The organism is Companilactobacillus sp. HBUAS56275 (assembly GCF_036913655.1).
GTDB lineage: Bacteria > Bacillota > Bacilli > Lactobacillales > Lactobacillaceae > Companilactobacillus > Companilactobacillus pullicola.
The window spans coordinates 81,817-101,642 of record NZ_JAYKKK010000005.1; the positions used below are offsets into that span (position 1 = coordinate 81,817).

At 37.0% G+C, this 19,826-nt stretch carries 19 protein-coding genes; 9 read left to right on the forward strand and 10 right to left on the reverse strand.

The features are described from left to right. Positions 1–3: 3 nt before the first annotated feature. Positions 4–633: an NUDIX hydrolase gene (locus tag U8526_RS10355; RefSeq protein ID WP_334341886.1), complete on the forward strand. Its 630-nt coding sequence runs from the start codon at positions 4–6 to the stop codon at positions 631–633. Positions 634–681: 48 nt separating this feature from the next. Here the strand turns inward: U8526_RS10355 and U8526_RS10360 are convergent, their stop codons facing one another. The 3 genes from U8526_RS10360 to U8526_RS10370 all read right to left on the reverse strand — a co-directional run bounded on the left by U8526_RS10360 (position 682) and on the right by U8526_RS10370 (position 4,737). Continuing rightward, entirely contained in the window at positions 682–2,454 is a 1,773-nt protein-coding gene (locus U8526_RS10360; RefSeq protein WP_334341887.1) for an oleate hydratase, read from the reverse strand. Positions 2,455–2,642: 188 nt separating this feature from the next. Next, positions 2,643–3,473, reverse strand: a complete 831-nt coding sequence (locus tag U8526_RS10365) for an aldo/keto reductase (protein WP_334341888.1) — start codon at positions 3,471–3,473, stop codon at positions 2,643–2,645. Positions 3,474–3,660: 187 nt separating this feature from the next. Then, entirely contained in the window at positions 3,661–4,737 is a 1,077-nt protein-coding gene (locus U8526_RS10370; RefSeq protein WP_334341889.1) for a serine hydrolase domain-containing protein, read from the reverse strand. Positions 4,738–4,900: 163 nt separating this feature from the next. On the opposite strand from U8526_RS10370, the gene U8526_RS10375 reads away from it, so the two are divergent. The 3 genes from U8526_RS10375 (at position 4,901) to U8526_RS10385 (ending at position 7,762) form a co-directional block, all read left to right on the forward strand. Next, positions 4,901–5,449 carry a LemA family protein gene (locus tag U8526_RS10375; protein ID WP_334341890.1) on the forward strand — a complete coding sequence of 183 codons (549 nt, stop codon included), beginning with the start codon at positions 4,901–4,903 and terminating at the stop codon, positions 5,447–5,449. Positions 5,450–5,461: 12 nt separating this feature from the next. Then, entirely contained in the window at positions 5,462–6,370 is a 909-nt protein-coding gene (htpX, locus tag U8526_RS10380) for a zinc metalloprotease HtpX (RefSeq protein WP_334341891.1), read from the forward strand. Between the two features lie 195 nt (positions 6,371–6,565). Next, positions 6,566–7,762 carry a hypothetical protein gene (locus U8526_RS10385; protein ID WP_334341892.1) on the forward strand — a complete coding sequence of 399 codons (1,197 nt, stop codon included), beginning with the start codon at positions 6,566–6,568 and terminating at the stop codon, positions 7,760–7,762. 55 nt (positions 7,763–7,817) lie between these two features. On the opposite strand, the gene U8526_RS10390 is transcribed toward U8526_RS10385, so the two are convergent. After that, entirely contained in the window at positions 7,818–8,414 is a 597-nt protein-coding gene (locus U8526_RS10390; RefSeq protein ID WP_334341893.1) for a sugar O-acetyltransferase, read from the reverse strand. 197 nt (positions 8,415–8,611) lie between these two features. Between U8526_RS10390 and U8526_RS10395 the strand changes: the two genes are divergently transcribed. The 5 genes from U8526_RS10395 (at position 8,612) to U8526_RS10415 (ending at position 13,034) form a co-directional block, all read left to right on the forward strand. Continuing rightward, positions 8,612–9,424: a DNA/RNA non-specific endonuclease gene (locus U8526_RS10395; protein WP_334341894.1), complete on the forward strand. Its 813-nt coding sequence runs from the start codon at positions 8,612–8,614 to the stop codon at positions 9,422–9,424. A gap of 4 nt (positions 9,425–9,428) precedes the next feature. Next, a complete protein-coding gene (gene glyA / locus U8526_RS10400) occupies positions 9,429–10,667 on the forward strand; it encodes a serine hydroxymethyltransferase (protein ID WP_334341895.1) in 1,239 nt (412 codons plus the stop codon). A 105-nt stretch (positions 10,668–10,772) separates the two neighbouring features. Then, positions 10,773–11,081, forward strand: coding sequence for an ArsR/SmtB family transcription factor (locus tag U8526_RS10405; protein ID WP_334341896.1), 309 nt, complete (start codon positions 10,773–10,775; stop codon positions 11,079–11,081). A 63-nt stretch (positions 11,082–11,144) separates the two neighbouring features. Beyond that, positions 11,145–12,359, forward strand: coding sequence for an NADH:flavin oxidoreductase/NADH oxidase family protein (locus U8526_RS10410; protein ID WP_334341897.1), 1,215 nt, complete (start codon positions 11,145–11,147; stop codon positions 12,357–12,359). Positions 12,360–12,362: 3 nt separating this feature from the next. After that, positions 12,363–13,034, forward strand: coding sequence for a type 1 glutamine amidotransferase domain-containing protein (locus U8526_RS10415; RefSeq protein ID WP_334341898.1), 672 nt, complete (start codon positions 12,363–12,365; stop codon positions 13,032–13,034). A gap of 231 nt (positions 13,035–13,265) precedes the next feature. Here the strand turns inward: U8526_RS10415 and U8526_RS10420 are convergent, their stop codons facing one another. From U8526_RS10420 to U8526_RS10445, 6 genes are all read right to left on the reverse strand, one after another. Then, entirely contained in the window at positions 13,266–14,099 is an 834-nt protein-coding gene (locus tag U8526_RS10420) for an SLAP domain-containing protein (RefSeq protein WP_334341899.1), read from the reverse strand. Between the two features lie 128 nt (positions 14,100–14,227). Further along, the gene (locus U8526_RS10425) at positions 14,228–16,066 is read right to left on the reverse strand and encodes an SLAP domain-containing protein (protein ID WP_334341900.1); all 1,839 of its coding nucleotides are present in this window, start codon (positions 16,064–16,066) and stop codon (positions 14,228–14,230) included. A 100-nt stretch (positions 16,067–16,166) separates the two neighbouring features. Continuing rightward, the gene (locus U8526_RS10430) at positions 16,167–16,601 is read right to left on the reverse strand and encodes a MarR family winged helix-turn-helix transcriptional regulator (RefSeq protein ID WP_334341901.1); all 435 of its coding nucleotides are present in this window, start codon (positions 16,599–16,601) and stop codon (positions 16,167–16,169) included. Then, on the reverse strand, positions 16,601–17,554 hold the full coding sequence (locus U8526_RS10435; protein WP_334341902.1) for a quinone oxidoreductase family protein: 954 nt from the start codon (positions 17,552–17,554) through the stop codon (positions 16,601–16,603). Before U8526_RS10435 ends, U8526_RS10430 begins: the two co-directional genes overlap by 1 nt. A 151-nt stretch (positions 17,555–17,705) precedes the next feature. Then, the gene (gene gap, locus U8526_RS10440) at positions 17,706–18,755 is read right to left on the reverse strand and encodes a type I glyceraldehyde-3-phosphate dehydrogenase (RefSeq protein WP_334341903.1); all 1,050 of its coding nucleotides are present in this window, start codon (positions 18,753–18,755) and stop codon (positions 17,706–17,708) included. Between the two features lie 178 nt (positions 18,756–18,933). Then, on the reverse strand, positions 18,934–19,755 hold the full coding sequence (locus U8526_RS10445; RefSeq protein ID WP_334341904.1) for a hypothetical protein: 822 nt from the start codon (positions 19,753–19,755) through the stop codon (positions 18,934–18,936). Between the last annotated feature and the right edge of the window lie 71 nt (positions 19,756–19,826).

Below are 19,826 nucleotides of genomic sequence, written 5' to 3' on the forward strand. Positions count from 1 at the left end.
ACAATGGATAATGATATTGAATTATTACTTGAAAAGCTTCAAGCAATTGCCCAGTCTGGTAAACATTACGGCAAAGATGTTTTTGATTTGGAACGGTATCAACAATTAGAAGACGTTGCTAAGAAATTAACTGCCCAGTTAACCAACAACGCCACACCTGAAAACCTCAACATCTTTTTTGACTCAGATACAGGTTATGTCACTCCTAAAGTCGATGTCCGTGCCGCAACTTTTAAGGATGATAAGATTTTGTTAGTTCGTGAAAAAAGTAATGGTAAGTGGTCTATTCCTGGTGGTTGGGCTGATATTGGTTACTCTGCTAGTGAAATTGCTACAAAAGAAACCTTTGAGGAAGCTGGTATAAAGACCAAGCCGCTCCGTTTAATTGCTATCAAAGATATGCAAAAGAACCACTATCCTAAAAAGAATCTCAGTTATATCTATAAATTATTTTTCGAATGTACCCCAACAGAAGATGATCTTCACAGTGGTGTTGAGACTTCCGATGTTAAGTACTTCACCCTCGATGAAGCATTAAATTTAAATCTTTCATTGGAAAGAAATCTTCCAAAAGACTTCAAATTAGCTTTTGAATGTCATCACTCTAAAGATTGGCAAACTTATTTCGATTAAAAAAGAGACGTTTCAATTCATTTGCGAATTGAAACGTCTCTTTGTGTATTACAACAAATTATTATCTTTCAATAGTTCTTCAATATAAGTTCCATGGATCTTCTCCATAACTTTCTTCTCTACCATACGTTCCTTAAATGGTAACTTGATATCCTCGATTTTCTTCTTTCCATCCAAGTAGTAAATAGCACGCATCAATGTACGTACATCAAAGGCTGAACCGAAGACTTCAGGAACACCACGGTCAACATCAAGCAATGTATAAACGGCTTCCATAGCAGTTCTAACTGAATATTCAGTTGTGAAGACTGTATCACGGTCTGTTTCCGCAAAGTTACCGATAAAGGCTAAATTCTTTGAACCTTCTGGTACGACTAGTGGACGATCTCCAAGTTGTCTTGGCATGAAGTATGAAGTGATATATGGCATATGTGCTGGAATAGTATTTGCATGATTTTCAGCGATATCCTTGATCTTATCAGTTGGAACACCGATATGATATAACCACTCTTCACATAGTTCATCACCAGTACACTCAGTGATCTTCTTATTTACGAAGTTACCTGGTTTGTCTGAGAATAATCCGTAAACCCAAACTACCAATTCGTTATCCTTTTGTCTCTTGAAGTGTTTTTGACGACTGATGGAATAACCATATAGCCAGTTGGAATCCTTAATACTTACAGGACCACTAGTTACGATGGAACCACTGTGTGGATCTTTCTTACTGATCTTTTCGATGTATGGTGTTACTTCATCATCAGTCAAAGTAATTGTTCCAGAAATTGTCCAGTTTGCTTCAGGGATATTCTTACAGAACTTATCTGGATGACCAAAAGCCTCATCTTGTTTGGCTAAGTTTTCCCATAATTGCCAACTGCTACCTAATTCGTGTTCAGTTGGTGCTGGATGTGTCTTGTCACCATAAGTTGTACTCTCGGTGATTGATCCATTAGTTACAAAGACTAAATCATTTTCGGTCAAACTGATCGTGTCGTCTTTACCATCGGTTGTTAACTCGATTTCTTTAGCTACTTTGGAACCATTTGATGTATCGACTTTAATATTGTTTACGTGAGTATTGTATGTAAATTGAACACCCTTATCTTCCAAGAATTTGATCAATGGTTGAATCAAGGATTCGTATTGATTGTACTTAGTAAATCTCAAAGATGATAGATTTGAAAGTGAGTCGATATGATGACAGAAGCGCATCAAGTAACGTCTCATCTCCATAGCACTAGCCCATGGTTCGAAAGCAAACATGGTTGACCAGTAGAGCCAGAAGTTAGAGTTCAAAAAGTCCTCTGAGAAGACTTCATTGATCTTCTTGTCACCCAAATCTTTTTCAGGCGTCATAACCAAATCAAGCAATTCTTGAACTGCTTTTGGTGTGAGAGTCAAATCTCCTTCAGTTGGCAATTCCTTACGTTGCTCTTGGATAACTCTGCCATGTGAGAAACTAGGATCTTTCTTATTCAACCAATAAAATTCATCCAAAACAGATGCATCGGGATTTTCCAATGATGGAATTGATCTGAACAAATCCCAAAGTGTTTCGAAATGAGGTTCCATCTCTCTACCACCACGGATGATATAGCCCTTTTGTTCGTTCCAAATACCATCCATACTACCACCAGGTAGAGCAAGTTCTTCTAGGACATGAATCTTGTCGCCTTTCATTTGACCATCACGTATAAGAAATGTTGCAGCAGCCAAACCAGCTAGTCCTGAACCAACGATATAAGCTGATTTATCATCAACACCAACTGGTTTCATTGGTTTAGCAAATGCCTCATAATTTCCGTTACTTCTATACATAAGAACCACCTCTTGAATTATTAGCTTTCTTAGTTGAAATCGTTTACAGCTAGAATATAGTTCTTATTTTTTTAAAATTCAATAGATATTCTAAAATAATATTATTTTTTGAATTTTATATTTTCTAAAAAATGAGACAATATAAAAAAAGAGTGGTATTTGAGATAATCTCAAATATCACTCTCATTTTAGAATTCCTCGTAGACAGCAGGATCTTGGTCTTTATTACGACCATCTGGTTTAGTCAATGAATTAATTTTATCCATATCAGTATTTGATATTTCAAAATCAAAAATATTCATATTCTCCACTTGTCTAATTGGAGATGATGACTTAGGAATTGGCACTGTGTCTAATTGATGTTCCCATCTTAAAATAATTTGTCCAACTGACTTATTATACTTTTTGCTTAGTTCGATCAAGACTGGATTTGTCAAGACAGAGCTAGCGCGGCCAAGTGGACTCCAATCCATTGTCACAATTCCATTATCTTTATCAAACTTACGCATGTCAGCTTGATTAAAGTATGGATGCAATTCAATTTGATTGATTGTTGGTAAAATGCCAGTCTCTTGTTTCAACTTGTTCAAGTGCTCTGGCAAGAAATTGCATACACCGATCGACTTAACTAATCCAAATTTTTGAGCATCGATCAAGGCTTGCCAAGCTTCAACATACATTCCACGTTTAGGATTAGGCCAGTGTAACAAATAAAGATCGAAATAATCTAAGTGTGCTCGATAAAGTGATTCTTGCAAAGCAGCGATCGCGTCATCATAAGCATAGTATCTACCTGGCAACTTAGAAGTAACGACTAAATCATCGCGATTAACGCCACTTTCTGAAATAGCGCGACCTACGGCACCCTCGTTTTCATAATTATAAGCTGTATCTAACATTTTATAACCATTATTGATTGCAGAAACAATACTTTGAACGCCTTTACGACCATTCAACTTATAAGTTCCAAAACCTATTTCTGGTATTTTTTGTCCATCATTTAACTTATACATCAACATCCACCCTTTCATAAGTTAATATTAACGTAACTCTTTTTAGTTAATCAAACAATTAATTTTTTGCATAAAAAAAAGTCCTACATCAATCCGTGATGTAGGACTCCAGACCGTTCCATAGAAATCTTTGGAATGTATGGAACAGTCAAAAGCAGATAGGCTATCTGCCTCTAATATAGTAACACACTAACTAATCATTAGCTAGTTGATATATTTGTTTAACATATGGTTTTACATCCGCTGCTCTTCTGGAGTAATTCTCTAGAGCAATTACGGCAGTCTTGCCATCGTCAGAAATATGAACAACTCCTTGGAAGCCATATCCCCAACCATTAGCGTAGTTATCATCTTTAGCGTGGTACATTCCACCACCATAAGTACTGATACTGCCGGGAGTAAATAGTTCTTTACGAGATTTTGCTGTCAACATAGAACCATCCATAATATACTCTTCAACTTTATAAAGATCTTTAGCACTCATATAAACTTGACCAGTACCTAGCTCATCATATTCATAATATCTCTTGGTGTAAAAAACATTTTGATAATCCATCTTGACTGCCAAAGGATTGGGATTTTGATAACCAACAGCCTTAACGACATCGGGTGAATAATCATAAGCAAAAATCGTATGCTTGAGGTTTAACTTATCAATATATGTCTCCGTAAATAATTGTTGATAAGTCTTACCTGTCATTTTTTCCAAAATACCACTTAAAAGATTAAAATTAATAGCTTGATAATTCCATTTATTGTGCAATAAACCGATATATTTCGTATTCTTAATATCAGCATTTATAATTTCTGAATCTGACATAACTCGATATGGGCCAACGTCCCCCTTTAACATTAGACCCGATGTCATAGCCATCATTTGTTTGATGGTGATATTGTTACTACCAGGTACCTCTGGATAAAATTGTGACAACTTGTCATCCAAGCTCAATTTGTTTTCTTGAACTAATTTCATGATCATTGCTGCCGTTAAATTCTTCTGAACTGAGTCTATTTCATATGCTGTATTAGAATTGTTGTAAACACTAGTACCGTAATTTGAATATCCTCGACTAGTTTCAAATATCGGTTTACCATTTTTTACGACTAGTAAACTACCGGAAAAACCCTTCTGATCCAAAATTGTATTGGCTTTTTGGGCAAATTCATCAGTGTAATTTGTATCAACCGAACTATCCACACATGCCGTCGATGGTGCAATGCCTAACAAAGCGGATGAAAGCACTAAAATGGGTAAAAACATTTTTTTCATAATATTCACCTTAAAACCTGTTCGAATACCTTCCTTAAGTGTAAGTATAGAATAGTTTTGAAAAAATTAATAACGTTTTAGCCAAAGTTTTCAATATGTCTTTTTTCACTTGAATCATTGCAATATGGTAGAATATACCCAATAAGAAACGAAGGAGATTTAAATGAAAACAATAATAATAATTGCCATTATTTTAGTAATAATTGTTGCCTATGCGGGCATGTACAACAGTTTGGTAAAATATCGCAATCGTGCTCGTGAGTTCAGTTCTCAAATCGATGTTCAACTAAAACGTCGTACTGACTTAATTCCTAACTTGGTCGAAACTGTTAAAGGTTACGCTACACATGAAAAGGAAACACTAGCAAATGTTGTTGCTATGAGAAACAACGTTACTAACGCTGACAGTCTCCAAGATAAGGTTGAGGCCGACAACGCTTTGACTGGTGCTTTAAGACAAGTTTTTGCTTTAGCTGAAAGCTATCCAGATTTGAAAGCTAATCAACAATTTTCACAATTAATGGAAGAACTTTCAAATACTGAAAATAAAGTATCTTATGCACGTCAAGCTTATAACAGTCAAGTTCAAGCCTACGATACGGCAATTGAAACATTCCCTCGTAACCTTATTGCCGGTATCCACGGATTCAAGGAAATGGACTTTCTTCAAATCCCTGACGCCGATAAAGAGGCACCTAAGGTTAAGTTTTAATCGGGGTCTCCTATGATTTATGAACAAATTGATCGTAATAAACGTAAAACTTACTTTATTTTCTTTTTCTTCTTTTTAATACTAGCAGCTTTAGGTAGTTTTATCGGTGCTTACTTTTTTGATAATATCTATTCCGGTATCGTCATTGCCTTGGTAATAGCTATCGTCTATACATTGATAACCTACTTTCAATCGACTAGTATCGTCATGCAAATGAATGGTGCTAAGAAATTGGAATCGGCTAAAGATGCTCCAGATCTCTGGCATATCGTCGAAGACCTTTCAATGGTTGCCGATATCCCTTTGCCAGATATTTACATTATCAACGATCCTAGTCCCAATGCTTTTGCAACCGGACGTGATCCACAACATGCTGCTGTAGCTGTTACCAGTGGACTTTACGAAATGATGAATCGTGAAGAACTCGAAGGTGTTTTAGCCCATGAGATCTCTCACGTTAAAAATTACGATATTCGTGTATCAACAATTTCCGTAGCTTTGTCCTCGGCTATCATTTTGATTTCTTACTTCATCGGTAACGCCTACCGCTGGTGGATTCCCGTGGACCGTGACGATCGTGATAACAACAATTCGGGTGCTATCCGGGTTGTTCTCTGGCTAGTTGGTTTGGTGTTTGCCATTTTGGGACCATTGATTGCCAGTTTAGTTCAAATGGCAATCTCTAGAAATCGTGAATACTTAGCTGACGTCTCTGGAGCTGAATTGACTCGTAATCCTCAAGGATTGATCAATGCTTTGGAAAAATTAAAAGAAAGCACCAAACCGATGCGCCGTGTCGATGATGCGAGTGCTTCGTTATATATTGATGATCCAACTAAAAAGAAACATTTCTCAGGACTTTTCGATACTCATCCACCTTTGGATGATCGAATTGCCGCATTGAAAAAGACTTTTGAATAATATGCTAAAGGCACTCATATTGACCAAGATACGGTTGATATGAGTGTCTTTTTTGATTTAGAGATAAAAGCCATACTATATGTAAACTTTAATTATTTGTACACGCACCCACGTCTCCATTAAAATTCTTATAAATGAATATCATAAATAATAATATCAAGCTGTTCAATTGGTATGGATGGGACGTTCTGACTTATGATGCTTAAACAAAATAGGAATCTTTTTAAATTAGTCGTCGGACAAGCTTTATTATTAATTTCATTTACCTTGTATTCAACGGTACTGCTCTATTTATTAGTTCAAGAATACCGGGCTAATGCGCGAATCGTTGCTGTTTTTGGAGGAATAGCGGCACTCCCTCCCGCTTTGATTATCTTTCTATCTCCAAAGCTAGGACAAATACGAAACAATAAAAGAGTTTTAATCAGTTTGCAATTAATTTCCACCGCTGCAATTCTTGTGGGTGGAGTATTTTTGATAAACCATATTAACCTATTTAGTATCGGAATCTTATATTTCATACTGAGTACCGCAGATACAATTTCAGGATCTGTAGAGGTCGGATTTGTGCCGGTCGTCTTCCAAGAAAATGAAGATATGATTGAAAAATCAGTTGATTTTCAATACTTCATGGGTTCCGGAATAACGATTATAACTAGTATTATTAGTTCAATTATATTAGTAAAGTCTGGCAGCATTTGGCTCTTAATAGTAAGTTTTGCCAGTGCACCAATCGGCATCATTTTTTACTGGTTAATTAGTTATGATGAAAAATTTGATCTACCCAAAGACAGAGCTGAGAATGAAGCTGAACAACCATATTTAAAACAAATGCTGAATTCGTTATATCAGTTTTCACACACCATGCCTGCCTTTTTAATTATCCTATTCGAAGCCATTTTAGGCGGTATAACCGGTCTATTATTCGAATTGTTGCCACTAACCATGAAAGAATTAGGATTAGCTGTAGCAATGTTCTCAATCGTTAATGCCGTTCAAAAAACAGGTGATTTAGCAGGCGGTCTGTTGGCTCCATTGGTTAAATGGCGTGCACCAACCTTTTTTGCAGTTGATTACATTCTCTCCGGAATTTGTTTTGTAGTCATCACATTTCCAATTAACAACTTTATAAGACTGACTCTTCTTTTAATAGCGGGAATTGTCATGGGGATGTCAGGAAACGTTTTTGAAAAATTAATGTATCGATCATATAACGTTGGGGATATATCGGCAATGCACGCACTTTCAACATCAACCTTTGCATTATTCTCAGTTGTCAGCTACTTAGCAGCATGGATTACCGTTAAAACATTAGTTCTATGGCAAATAACCGGCATCATAACCATAATTTTTGGCGTGATCGTCGCTTTATATGGTTACAAAAAGCAATGACATCTACCACAAAAAAGGCCCAAGAACTTTCGTTCTTAGGCCTTTTCCATGTAACTTAGATAAAATCACGACCAACAAATCCAGTTTTGTCAGCATCAGCAATTGGACGTATCACCTTACAAGGATTACCGGCTGCGATGACCTTGTCCGGAATATCATGCGTTACAACACTACCAGCACCTATAATTACATCATTTCCAATCGTTACTCCTGGCAAAACCGTAACATTGGCAGCCAACCAAGTACGATTACCGATTGAAATTGGTTTAGCAATACACCCACCTATCTCACGTTCTCTAGCATCGAATAAATGATTACTAGTGTACAAACCAACTTTGGGTCCGAACAAAACTTTATTTCCAATCGTTACTTTAGCACCATCTAAAATTACACAATCGTAGTTGGCATAGAAGTCATCGCCGACAAAGATATTACGTCCAAATTCACAACGAAAGTTAGGATTAACAAATGGTGCCTTACCGGCTCTACCAAACAATTGACGAACTAATTCCTCTTTCTTAACTTCATCATCTTCATTATTGATTTTAGTTGTTAATTCTGTCGATTTTGCTCTAGCGTCCACTAATAATTGATCCAAATCGTTGTATGGCTTTCCTGTTGCCATATATTGAAACTTTTCATCTAAATTCATGCTTATCCCCCAAGATCTTATCTATTAATACTTATTAACCAAATTCTATCATTAATTAATATAATTTCTCTAATTAATCAAGTTAATTCCGAATAAATTTTTGTAATTTCATAAATAATGTTCAAGATTTCTGAAAATATATGATAAAATCATACATGGAGATTTCCTAAAATCTTCATAGTAAGGGGAACGATTTTATGTATATGTTATTACTTGTTTTATTAGGTGCCATCGTGTTGTTTACAACATTCATGGTCAAGCCTAAAAAACGTCTTCACCGCAAGTTGGTATCCTTAGGGTTACTGATGATTGTCGTTGGTGGATCAGGCGTTTACGAATCCTACCAGAACAATGGAGTTAGTAACGGTGATAACCCGAGTCGAGTCGAGAAAAACAAAACTTACTCGAGTTCTAGTCTAGCTAATCTCAATTACAATGGTAGCCAAGAAATAGAAGTCAATAACAATACGCCTACTTTTACAAAATCCGAACTAAATGTCTCAAATGGTCCCTGGCAAGAGTTCGCCGATCTAGATAATCTAAACCGTGCGATTCAAGCTGATGCACTATTAAGCAAGAGCTTAATGCCTACCCAAAAACGTGAGCGACTTTATGTTAATCCAACTGGTTGGCATAACAAACACATTCAGGGTGGCTGGCTATATAATCGTTCGCACCTCATTGGTTATCAATTAACAGGACAAAATAATAATCCTAAGAATTTGATGACTGGTACTCGCTCTTTGAATTCCCCGGAAATGCTCAAACACGAAAACGATATTGCCTACTACCTAAAGCAAAATCCTGGCAACTATATTAGGTATCGGGTCAAACCGATATATCGTAACGATGAATTAGTTGCTCGTGGCGTGCAAATGATGGCTGAGTCAATGACTTCAGCTGGTCAACCGGATAAAGCAGTATCGTTCAATGTCTATATTTTTAACATTGAAAAAGGTGTTAAGATTAATTATAGCGATGGTACAAGTGTAGTTAATAATAATTATTAAGGAGATGGTCGTAGTGCAATATAGTACAGGAGATAAAGAAGTTTTTGATCTAATCAAAAAAGAGGAAGACCGACAAAATAGAAATATTGAGTTGATTGCTTCTGAAAACCTTGTTTCTGACAATGTTAGAAAGGCGCAAGGATCAGTTTTAACAAACAAATACGCTGAAGGTTATCCAGGTCACCGTTATTATGGTGGTTGTGAATACATCGATCAAATTGAACAAATTGCAATTGATCGTGCTAAGAAGTTATTCAACGCTGAATATGTTAATGTTCAACCTCACTCAGGCTCACAAGCTAATGCTGCAGCTTATCAAGCTGTTCTAAAGCCTGGCGACTCTGTTTTAGGTATGGATCTTAATGCCGGCGGTCACTTAACACATGGTTCAAAAGTTAATTTCTCTGGTAAAATGTATAACTTCCATTCATATGGCGTTAACGCTGAAGGTTTTATCGATTACGACGATGTTCAAAAGATTGCCGAAGAAGTTCAACCAAAACTTATTGTTGCCGGTGCTTCTGCATATAGCCGTATTATCGACTTTAACAAATTCCGTGAAATTGCTGATTCCGTTGGAGCTTATCTAATGGTTGATATGGCTCACATCGCTGGATTAGTTGCTGTTGGTTTACACCCAACTCCAATTGGTGTTGCTGATATCGTTACAACAACTACTCATAAGACACTTAGAGGACCTCGTGGTGGTATGATTTTTGCCAAAGCTGAATTAGGTAAAAAGATCAACTCAGCTATTTTCCCAGGAACTCAAGGTGGTCCACTAGAACACGTTATTGCCGGTAAGGCCGTTGCCTTCGGTGAAGATCTTCAACCTCAATTTAAGGATTATATGGAACAAGTTGTGAAAAATGCTGCAGCTATGGCCAAAGTTATCAATGATTCTGAAGACCTATCAGTTCTAACTGGTGGTACAGACAATCACTTGCTAAACGTGGTTCTAACTGAAACAGACTTGAATGGTATGGAAGTACAAAACCTTCTTGATACAATTCACATCACAGCTAACAAGGAAGCCATTCCTAACGATCCATTACCTCCTAAGTACACATCTGGACTACGTCTAGGTACACCTGCTATCACATCAAGAGGCTTTAACGAAGAAGATTGTGAAGAAGTAGCACGTATTATCATTGACGCTATTAAGTATCACAATGATCCTGAAGAATTAAAGAAATTGGATGCTCGTACAAAAGCATTGACTGACAAGCACCCTATCAAATAGTAATTTCCAAAACAGAGCATAGGCTCTGTTTTTTTTGTTGACTTTTTATTCTGTAATGATTATTATGAGTTTAAACATTTAAACCTATTAATTAAGGAGAACGATATGGCTGAAGAAACAATGGATCTTTTTCGAAAAGGCATGCCCATCTTTAGTATCTTTCAAGATGAGAATCGTCAAAAGATAATTATCTTATTATGCAAAAATAAAGAACTGACCGTTAATCAAATCACCGATCAAATAAATTTATCTCGCCCTGCTGTCTCCCATCATCTTAAATTAATGCTAGACGCTGGTGTTATTACCGTCAATAAGGTTGGTAAAGAACGTTTTTATCGTGTTTCGTTAGACGAGACGGTGCAACTATTAAAAGATTTAACTGTTTCACTCGAAAAAAGTATTTCATCTAAATAAGGTGAAATTTATTTTTTGCCCCATAGGTTCAAATGTTTAAACTTATTATCAGGAGAATGAATTATGACAACAATCTTTACACCTCTAACTTTAAAAAATGGTACTACAATTAAAAATCGTTTCGTCAAGGCTGCTTTGAGTGAAGCTTTAGGCGACAAGAATTACCAACCTACTTCAGAACTCATCTCACTTTATCAACATTGGGCTAACGGCGGTACGGGCCTACTTATTACTGGAAATGTCATGGTCGATCGTAATGCTCGTGGTGAATATGGCAATGTCGTTGTTGACCGTCAACAAGATTTAAATCCATTGAAAAAGTGGGCTAAGGCTGGAACTGCTAACGATACAAAAATTTTCATGCAACTAAATCATCCCGGCAAGCAATCACCTAAAACTATCAGTAAACAGCCCGTTGCTCCCAGTGCCATTCCAATGACAGGTTCCAACAGCTTTGCATTCAATGATCCTCGAGCCTTGAGTACATCTGAAATCAAGCAAATCATCAGCAAATTTATTGATGCCGCAGAAATTGCCCAACAAGCTGGCTTCTCAGGTGTTGAAATTCATGCCGCTCACGGATATCTTTTAAATCAATTTCTTTCTCCACACGATAATCAGAGAAACGATGAGTACGGTGGTTCGTTAGAAAACAGAATGCGTATCTTAACCGAAATTTATACAGGTATTCGTGAGAAAGTCGGTACTGATTTCCCTATCGCCTTAAAGATCAATTCATCTGACTTCAGTAGTGATGGTTTTTCTGAAGCAGATTCACTTCAAGTAATTCAAAAGATGGATCAGTTAGGAATTGATTTGATTGAAATTTCTGGTGGTAATTACGAGAATCCTAAAATGCAGGGTATCGGTAAAGGAGCTTTCTTCATCGACTATGCTCAAAAAGTGAAACAAACTATCTCCACTCCTATTGTTGTTACAGGTGGCTTCAATACTGCCACCGGTATGGAAAGTGCCATTCAAAATGAAGAGACTGACTTCATCGGCTTAGCTCGTCCCTTAGTGATGGTGCCTGACTTGCCTAATCAACTAAAATGGGGTAACTTCACTTCTGTAAAATTACATCATTTAACTACTGGTTCCAAGAAATTGGACAAAAAAGTGGGCTCCTTAGTTGGATTAAGTTTCTATCAACTACAAATGTTGCGCATCGCTGAAGATAAAGCAATACAACACACAACTAATGCTTGGGGTTCTTTACTATTCTCTCTCAGACACCAAGGACTATCCGCTTTAATGCCACAACGTGATAAGGAGTAAATTATGGGAAAAATTTTAGTTGTTCTAACTAACACAATTGAATATAACGGCACCGATCAGGCTACCGGACTTTGGTTAGGTGAAGCCACTGAATTCGTCGATGAAGTGACTAAAGCCGGATTCGACATTGATTACGTCAGCCCCAAAGGCGGTTTCGTTCCTCTCGATCCACGCAGTTTCAAATATACCGACAAATCCACAATGGATATTTACAGCAGTTCTGATTTTCAACAACGAGCTTTAACTAACTCGCTGAAGCCATCAGAAGTTCATCCCGAAGATTATCAAGCTATTTATTACACTGGTGGTCACGGTGTCATGTGGGACTTCCCTACTAATCCAGAATTGCAAGACATCACTAGAAAAATTTATCAACAAGGTGGTTTCGTTACCTCCGTTTGTCACGGAATCGCGGGTCTATTGAATGTTAAAGACGCCGACGACAATTACTTGATTGCTGGTAAAAAAATAACTGGCTTCACGACTGCTGAAGAGATCCTTGCTGGCAAAAGAAAAGTTGTGCCATTTCTCAATGAAGAAGTTGCCAAGCTACATGGTGCCAACTTCCAAAAGAAACGTGCCTACAAAGAATTCGCCATCCAAGATGGTCAACTGATCACCGGACAAAATCCATTCTCCGCCAGAGCTGTTGCTAAAATATTAATTCAAAATTAAAAGCTAACAAAAAATCCAGAAATCAAATTGACTTCTGGATTCTTTGTTTAGTCACAGACACGGGGATGTCCATGTAGTCATAAATAATATAGAGGAAATATTCGGAATCATCTGATTCCAAGTTACAGTATACAGTTCGGCAACGTCACAATATGTCAAAATCCCACCTTATACAAAAATAATTGTATAAAGTGGGATTTTTTTTGATATTTAATTTTTATCTAAAAAATACTATTTAACATCTCTTGATGCAAGCCATTCATTAGTAGCAACACGATACATTGTTTGACCATTAATAGTTGCAGTTTGATCAGTTAACCAAGCTGTGTTTGCACCCAAGACACGGTTAGAAATTTTTGAACCATCTTTTGTAAACAAGGCGGCTTGATTCTTAGTAGTTACGACACCTAAGTGAGATTTCTCACTTCCAGCTCTATTGTCGATCCACATGTTTTTACCTACACGATAATATACTTCTCCATCGTCTCTAAACATTTCACGATCTACTTTCCAAGTAGAACCAGTAGGCAATGTTACAAAATCCTTTGTTCCTGGTTTTGTAATTGGTAGTCCAGTATCGTCAACTGTATATGCAGTTTTTGTAAGAGTAATAGTAGTTGAATAAGGTATACCAAACTTCTTATTTTCGTTGGCTGTCGCAGCATTAGCAGGTACGTAAGCTAATGAATTAAGCACATATACATTTCCATCCTCAAGTTCGATGTTATAAGTACCATCGGAAGAATTAGTGTATCCCTTAATTTCAGGTGCAGGAAGTTGTAACTCACCAGTAGAATTTACTTTTATTCCGTCTAATGATACGGTCAATGCATTTCCTGTTTCAGTAGGATGTTCTCCAGTTGTCCAAATATCCGCATACATAACTCCATGTAATGTATATGTACCATCACCATTATCTGTATATGTACCATCAGGTCTTTCAACATTGCCATCGGAATCAACAGCAGCCTGTACGTTAGTTGCCTCAATAGGTGCAATAACTGGACCAGCTGTTAACAACAATGCAGCAATTGTGATCCCCATATATTTAAATTTTTTATTCAAAATCTTATCCTCCCTAACATTTTATTTACTACATAAGATTAGCATGTGGCTGTGACACTATATGACAATTCAGGCCTTACCACTAATCTTTTTCTAAAAATTATTTTCATACTGTTATTTAAATAAGATTATTGAACGTTACTTGCGGGAATCCATTCGTTTGTGGCAACACGGTACATTGTTTGACCATTGATTTGAGCTGTTCTATCAGTTCTCCATGCAGTATTAGCGCCTAATACACGGTTAGTGATTCTTTCACCCTTGCTGTTGTATAAAATTGCTTGTTTATTAGTTGTAATAACTGAATCTACTAACTTAATTTCCAAACCATTATCTACTTTAACCCACTCATTTGTGGCAACACGTAGATAAGTTACACCTTTAACAACTTTTTTCTGGTCAACTTTCCATGCTGTGTTCTTACCAAGACTTACGTTGGTGATTAGTTCACCATTATCGTTATACAATTCAGTACCTGTTGTTGGTGTATATACAGAACTATATGATGCTACTGGTGTTGTCTTATCATCATTTGTGTTTTCATCAGTAGTTGTTGAAGTATTTGTATTAGTATTGGTTGAAGTACCTGTGTTGGTTGTATTTCCTGTATTTGTGTTTGAACCAGTATTTGTAGTACTTCCTGTATTCGTATTTGATCCTGTAGTTTCTGAGTCAGCATCATATGGTAATACAACAACATCCTTAGAAGCTACCTGTTTTGAGTTACCTTCCAAGAATTGAGCCCACCAACCGCCAGCAGCTACAATATGCTCGTTACCATTATCTATAGAAACACTTCCACTCTCAGGATCAGCAACATAATGAACGCCGAAATGGAAAGTTACACCTTTACCACCTTTCTGACTTAATAGCTTATTAATTTCAAAAGCTGCAAGATTTCTCTTAGTTCCACCATCATTTGCCGTTGCCGTTGCAAACACATGATAATTATCATTATCAAAGAAAGCGTCATTTTTATCGTTAAATTGCATAAAAAATTCGGTTGCATTGTGATTATCATCACTAAAAGTTTCCATGATATCACTTTCTGGGGTCAAATTAGAAGAACCCATTGAAAACCAACCATCAGAACCAACAATATAAATTACCGAAACATCATCATTGGTAACCAGAGGAGTATCCTTAGCTAGTCGGATAGTACTCTTCATATCCTTTACCCATTGTTGAGCATGGGATTTTTGTTCAGATGTAATATCAGTGGAATCCTTTAAGCTTTCTTGTCCTTTACGATCTGGAAACATGGTGCTTGTTTCGTAAGCTTCTATATTTTCAGTTGTTGTAGTTGTTGGTGATCCATTCTTTGTATATATTGGCATTCCATTAGCAAGTGTGATACCTATTGGTTGATTTGTTTTGGGGTCTCTCTTCACGCCAAATGTTGTATAATCTTGATTTGCTGTATATCCTTCAATGTGCGGTATTGCGATAAGACTCCTACTATTCATACCATCTCCAATAACACCAACACGATTATAGGGAATTTGAATTTGCTTACCATCTTTCATTGCCGGAAAAGTACCAGAAAGATAATTAATTGGTTGTCCATTATCATCCGTATTCGTTTGAATCATATCTTCCGTTAATGACGTCTTATAAACAGAATTGTCATTTACTGTATCTTCAGCATCATTTAATTCATCATTATTATTACTATTTGTATTAGTATCTGTAGTCACATCTGATGTAGTATTCTTAGTAGTACCTGTAGAGGTTGCATCAGCGTCTGTTTTCTTATCTTCATTTGTATCTGTGCTTGCATCAGCATTTGTATTGGCATCTGTCACTTTACTTGTTTCAGCGGCACTTGTACCTGTCTTAACACTGTCATTTACTGTATCTGCCTTAGCGGTGATCTCTGTTGCAGAATTAAAAACTGGTGCAGCGATAGGAACGACGGTCAACAATGTTGCAGCCGCAATCCCCATATATTTAATCTTTTTGTTCAAAATTTCATCCTCCATAACATTTTGTTTACCATGAAAGACTAGCACACCGCCATGACACGATATGACAATACAAACGCTCCACTAAAATTTTTTTGAAATTTTATTTAATATTTTTTAAAGTCTTAGCCAGATGACCTAAATTATCTGATAAGGCTTTTTTTTCGTCTTCAGACCAGCTCTCCAAAGCAGAATCAATCATCTTAACTCTGGTTTGATCGAGAATCTTTTTCAATTTTTCTCCAGACCCGGACAAGACGATTGAACGAACCCGGGCATCTTGTTCTCCATCCTTTGTTGTAACCAATTGTTTTTGTTCCAACTTGTCGATCTGGCGACTGACGCTAGAGTGACTTTTGCCCAAAATATTGGCCAAATCAGAGACGTTTGTTGGTTGCATGCGGCCAATAGTCACAAACAATTGAAATGAAACAGCTTCTAAATCGACTCCGGCTTGCTTGATAAAAGCTTGATCACGGTCGGTTCGATTAAAGAATGTAACGATGGTAACTAACGATTCGATTAATTGATTATCCATTATTTCATCACCACCACAGCACGAGGATTCAATGGTGCTTGCCAAGCTTGTTCGATATCTTCTAATCCGAATTCATTTACTGACATTACAATTTTTTCTTCTGCGGCCCATTCGAAAACGCCATTGATAGCAGAAAGTAATTCTGGCATCGTGGCACTTTTCACGCCACTGCCCAAAATTTCGATAGCCGATGAACGCAGGATAGCTGATGGCAAGGCAATATCACCTTTTCCGGCTGATGCCCCAATACTGACAAATTTAGTTACATGATGACCACCAAATTGTGCTACGGCTGTCATGATAGCTAGGGCACTGTCACCCCAAAGATAATCCAGAACAACATCAACGCCTGCTTTGAATACTTCTGCTAAATCATCTGTAAATTTCTTGGCACCATCAGCTTTACTCATATCAAAGGCAATTGCTTCATCTGCTTCCAATTTAGCTAATTTGACCGCATTTCTTCCAGTAACAATTATCTTCTTAGCTCCCAAATGATAAGCAATTTTAACGGCTAAACTTCCGGCTGTTCCAGTAGCTCCATTAATTAATACTGTCTGACCAGCTTGAAAATGTGCGCGACTGACTAAAGCTGCCCACGATGACATCCCTGGATTAGCAATAGCGGCGGCTGTAACATCATCGATACCGTCGGGGAGTGGAACCATCAAGTGTTCATTGATCAAAGTTTGTTCAGCAAGTGATCCATAAGGCGCATTAGTAGCTAAGAAATAAATTCGTTGGCCGTTAACTTCCCCCACTCCATCAGTTCCTGCCACATTCGGATAAACGTGACCAGCTGAATAGTGATTTCCCATAGCTCGCATTTTGGTTAGATTACTTAAAGCCGAAGCCTTAACATTTACAAGCACATTTTGTTCCTTAGATTCTGGTTCTTCAAAAGTTGAATAAATTGGTGTAGTTCCTTTTTCTGTAACGATTGCTGCTTTCATAAATTAATTACCTCTTTTTTTATAATTTTATATTTTGTATATTATGTGTGTTTTGCACCTAATCAAAATAACACCATTATGTGCATAATGCAACTAATTTTTTCGTAAAAAAATAGAGCTTATCGAATGACAAGCTCTATTGAATAATTAATTATTCACCATAAGTAGGTTCTGAGTCAAAACTTGCTAATTTTTGTAATGTACGAACCATTTGAGCAACGAATCCAGCTTCATTGTCGTACCAAGCTACAGTTTTAACTAATTGATCTTCGCCATCGCCAACAACTTCTGTTTGTGTTGGATCAAAGATTGAACCATAAGTTGTGTCGATAATATCAGATGAAACAACTTCATCATCATTATATCCGAATGATTCACTACCATCAGTGAATTTCTTGATAGCTGAGTTAACTTCGTCAGCTGTTACTTCTTTATTTAATTTAGTTACCAACTCTGTAATTGAACCTGTAATTACTGGCACACGTTGAGCATGTCCATTCAATTTACCGTTTAATTCAGGAATTACCAAGCCGATAGCTTTAGCAGCACCTGTTGTATGAGGAATGATATTTCCAGCAGCGGCACGCGCAGCACGAACATTTCCACCACGATCAGGACCATCTTGCAATTTTTGAGTTGCAGTATAAGCGTGAACTGTTGTCATTGTACCCACTTTGATACCGAAGCTCTTTTCAACTGCATTAGCCAAAAGTGCTAAACAATTAGTTGTACAAGAACCGGCTGAAACAATATGATCATCGCTTGTTAATGTGTCTTCGTTTACACCATAAACAATTGTAGGCATTGGTCCAGCAGGAGCTGAAATTAGAACTCTCTTAGCACCAGCATCGATATGTGCTTGAGATTTTTCCATTGAAGTATAGAATCCTGTACATTCCAAAACGATTTCTACGTCATCATTATCGACCCATTTCAATTTGGAAGCATCAGTTTCTGCATAAACTTTGATCTCAGTGCCATCAACCACAATAGCATCTTCAGTTGAGAAAATTTTATCCGTCATGAAGCTGCCGTGGGCTGTATCATATTTCAATAGATGAGCCAACATTGCGGGTGATGTCAAATCGTTGATAGCTACAACTTCGAGGTCAGTTTGACCCTTGTCTTGTAGTTCCTTAATCTTACGAAATGCTAAGCGTCCGATTCTTCCGAATCCATTGATACCAATCTTAGTTGTCATAGAAAACTCCTCCATATATAGAAGATAATTTGTTGATCATAACCGACCACAGTTATAATTCTGCCAAGATGTTTAGACAAATAATAAAGCGAGCTCTTGAACCGTACAGATTGGATAGTTTCTACCCTCTTAGACGCAAAAACGAACCTTCAGATTGAAGATTCGTTTTTGTGTAAGATTATTTTACTGCATCTTTTGAAATAAATTTGGTGTTTGGATTAGTTCCCGTGTAGTAATAAATGCTATTAAATTCAGAATACTGATTTGGATCCCATTCAGAATTCAAAGACGTGGCATTGTCTGACATTCCAAGTGCAGCGGGTGAACCTGCATAAATTAGTGCTGCACGATGACCAAAATGACCTACCTGGCCAGGACCAAATGAAGCATTATTGTCGTCGTCATACCAACCTTTAATAAGATAATAAGCCACATCACGATCGGAATTTATTCCAGCCCACTTTCCTAATTTTAATATAAAACTATACCCAATACTATATAGATTTTCTGCCGTTTCCCTTTCAGCAGTCGTGTGATTCAACGTATTGCCAACTTGTTGATAAGCACGATGATTAGCATATTCAAACATATCTGAAGACGTAGAAACTTCTGGAGTACCATTAGCACGATGTAAAGCATTCAAATATTGAATAAAGTAATAATTTATTCTTTGAATATTAGGTGTATAACTCGAATCTGGATTACTTTTATCGTACAGTCTCTTCGAATCACTAGCCTTTAAATATTCATTGGTAGCCACTTGATAAAATGTTTCGTTATTATGTGTAAAAATTCTATCAACCAACCAATTAGTATCTGGACCTAAGGCTCTATTAGTAATTAAAGAACCATCTAATCTATATAATCGTACTACATTACCACTGTTGGTAGTGGCTACCTTGGTAACAGCAGCGTCAGCATCATTTTGTGACACTGAAACGGCTCCAATAGCTGCAAAGGACAGTGCTGCAACATATACCAATAATCTTTTTAACTTCATAACCGCTTTCCCCCTATAAACATTGTTTATACCCAGATACTAACAAATGCCTATGACACAACATGACAATT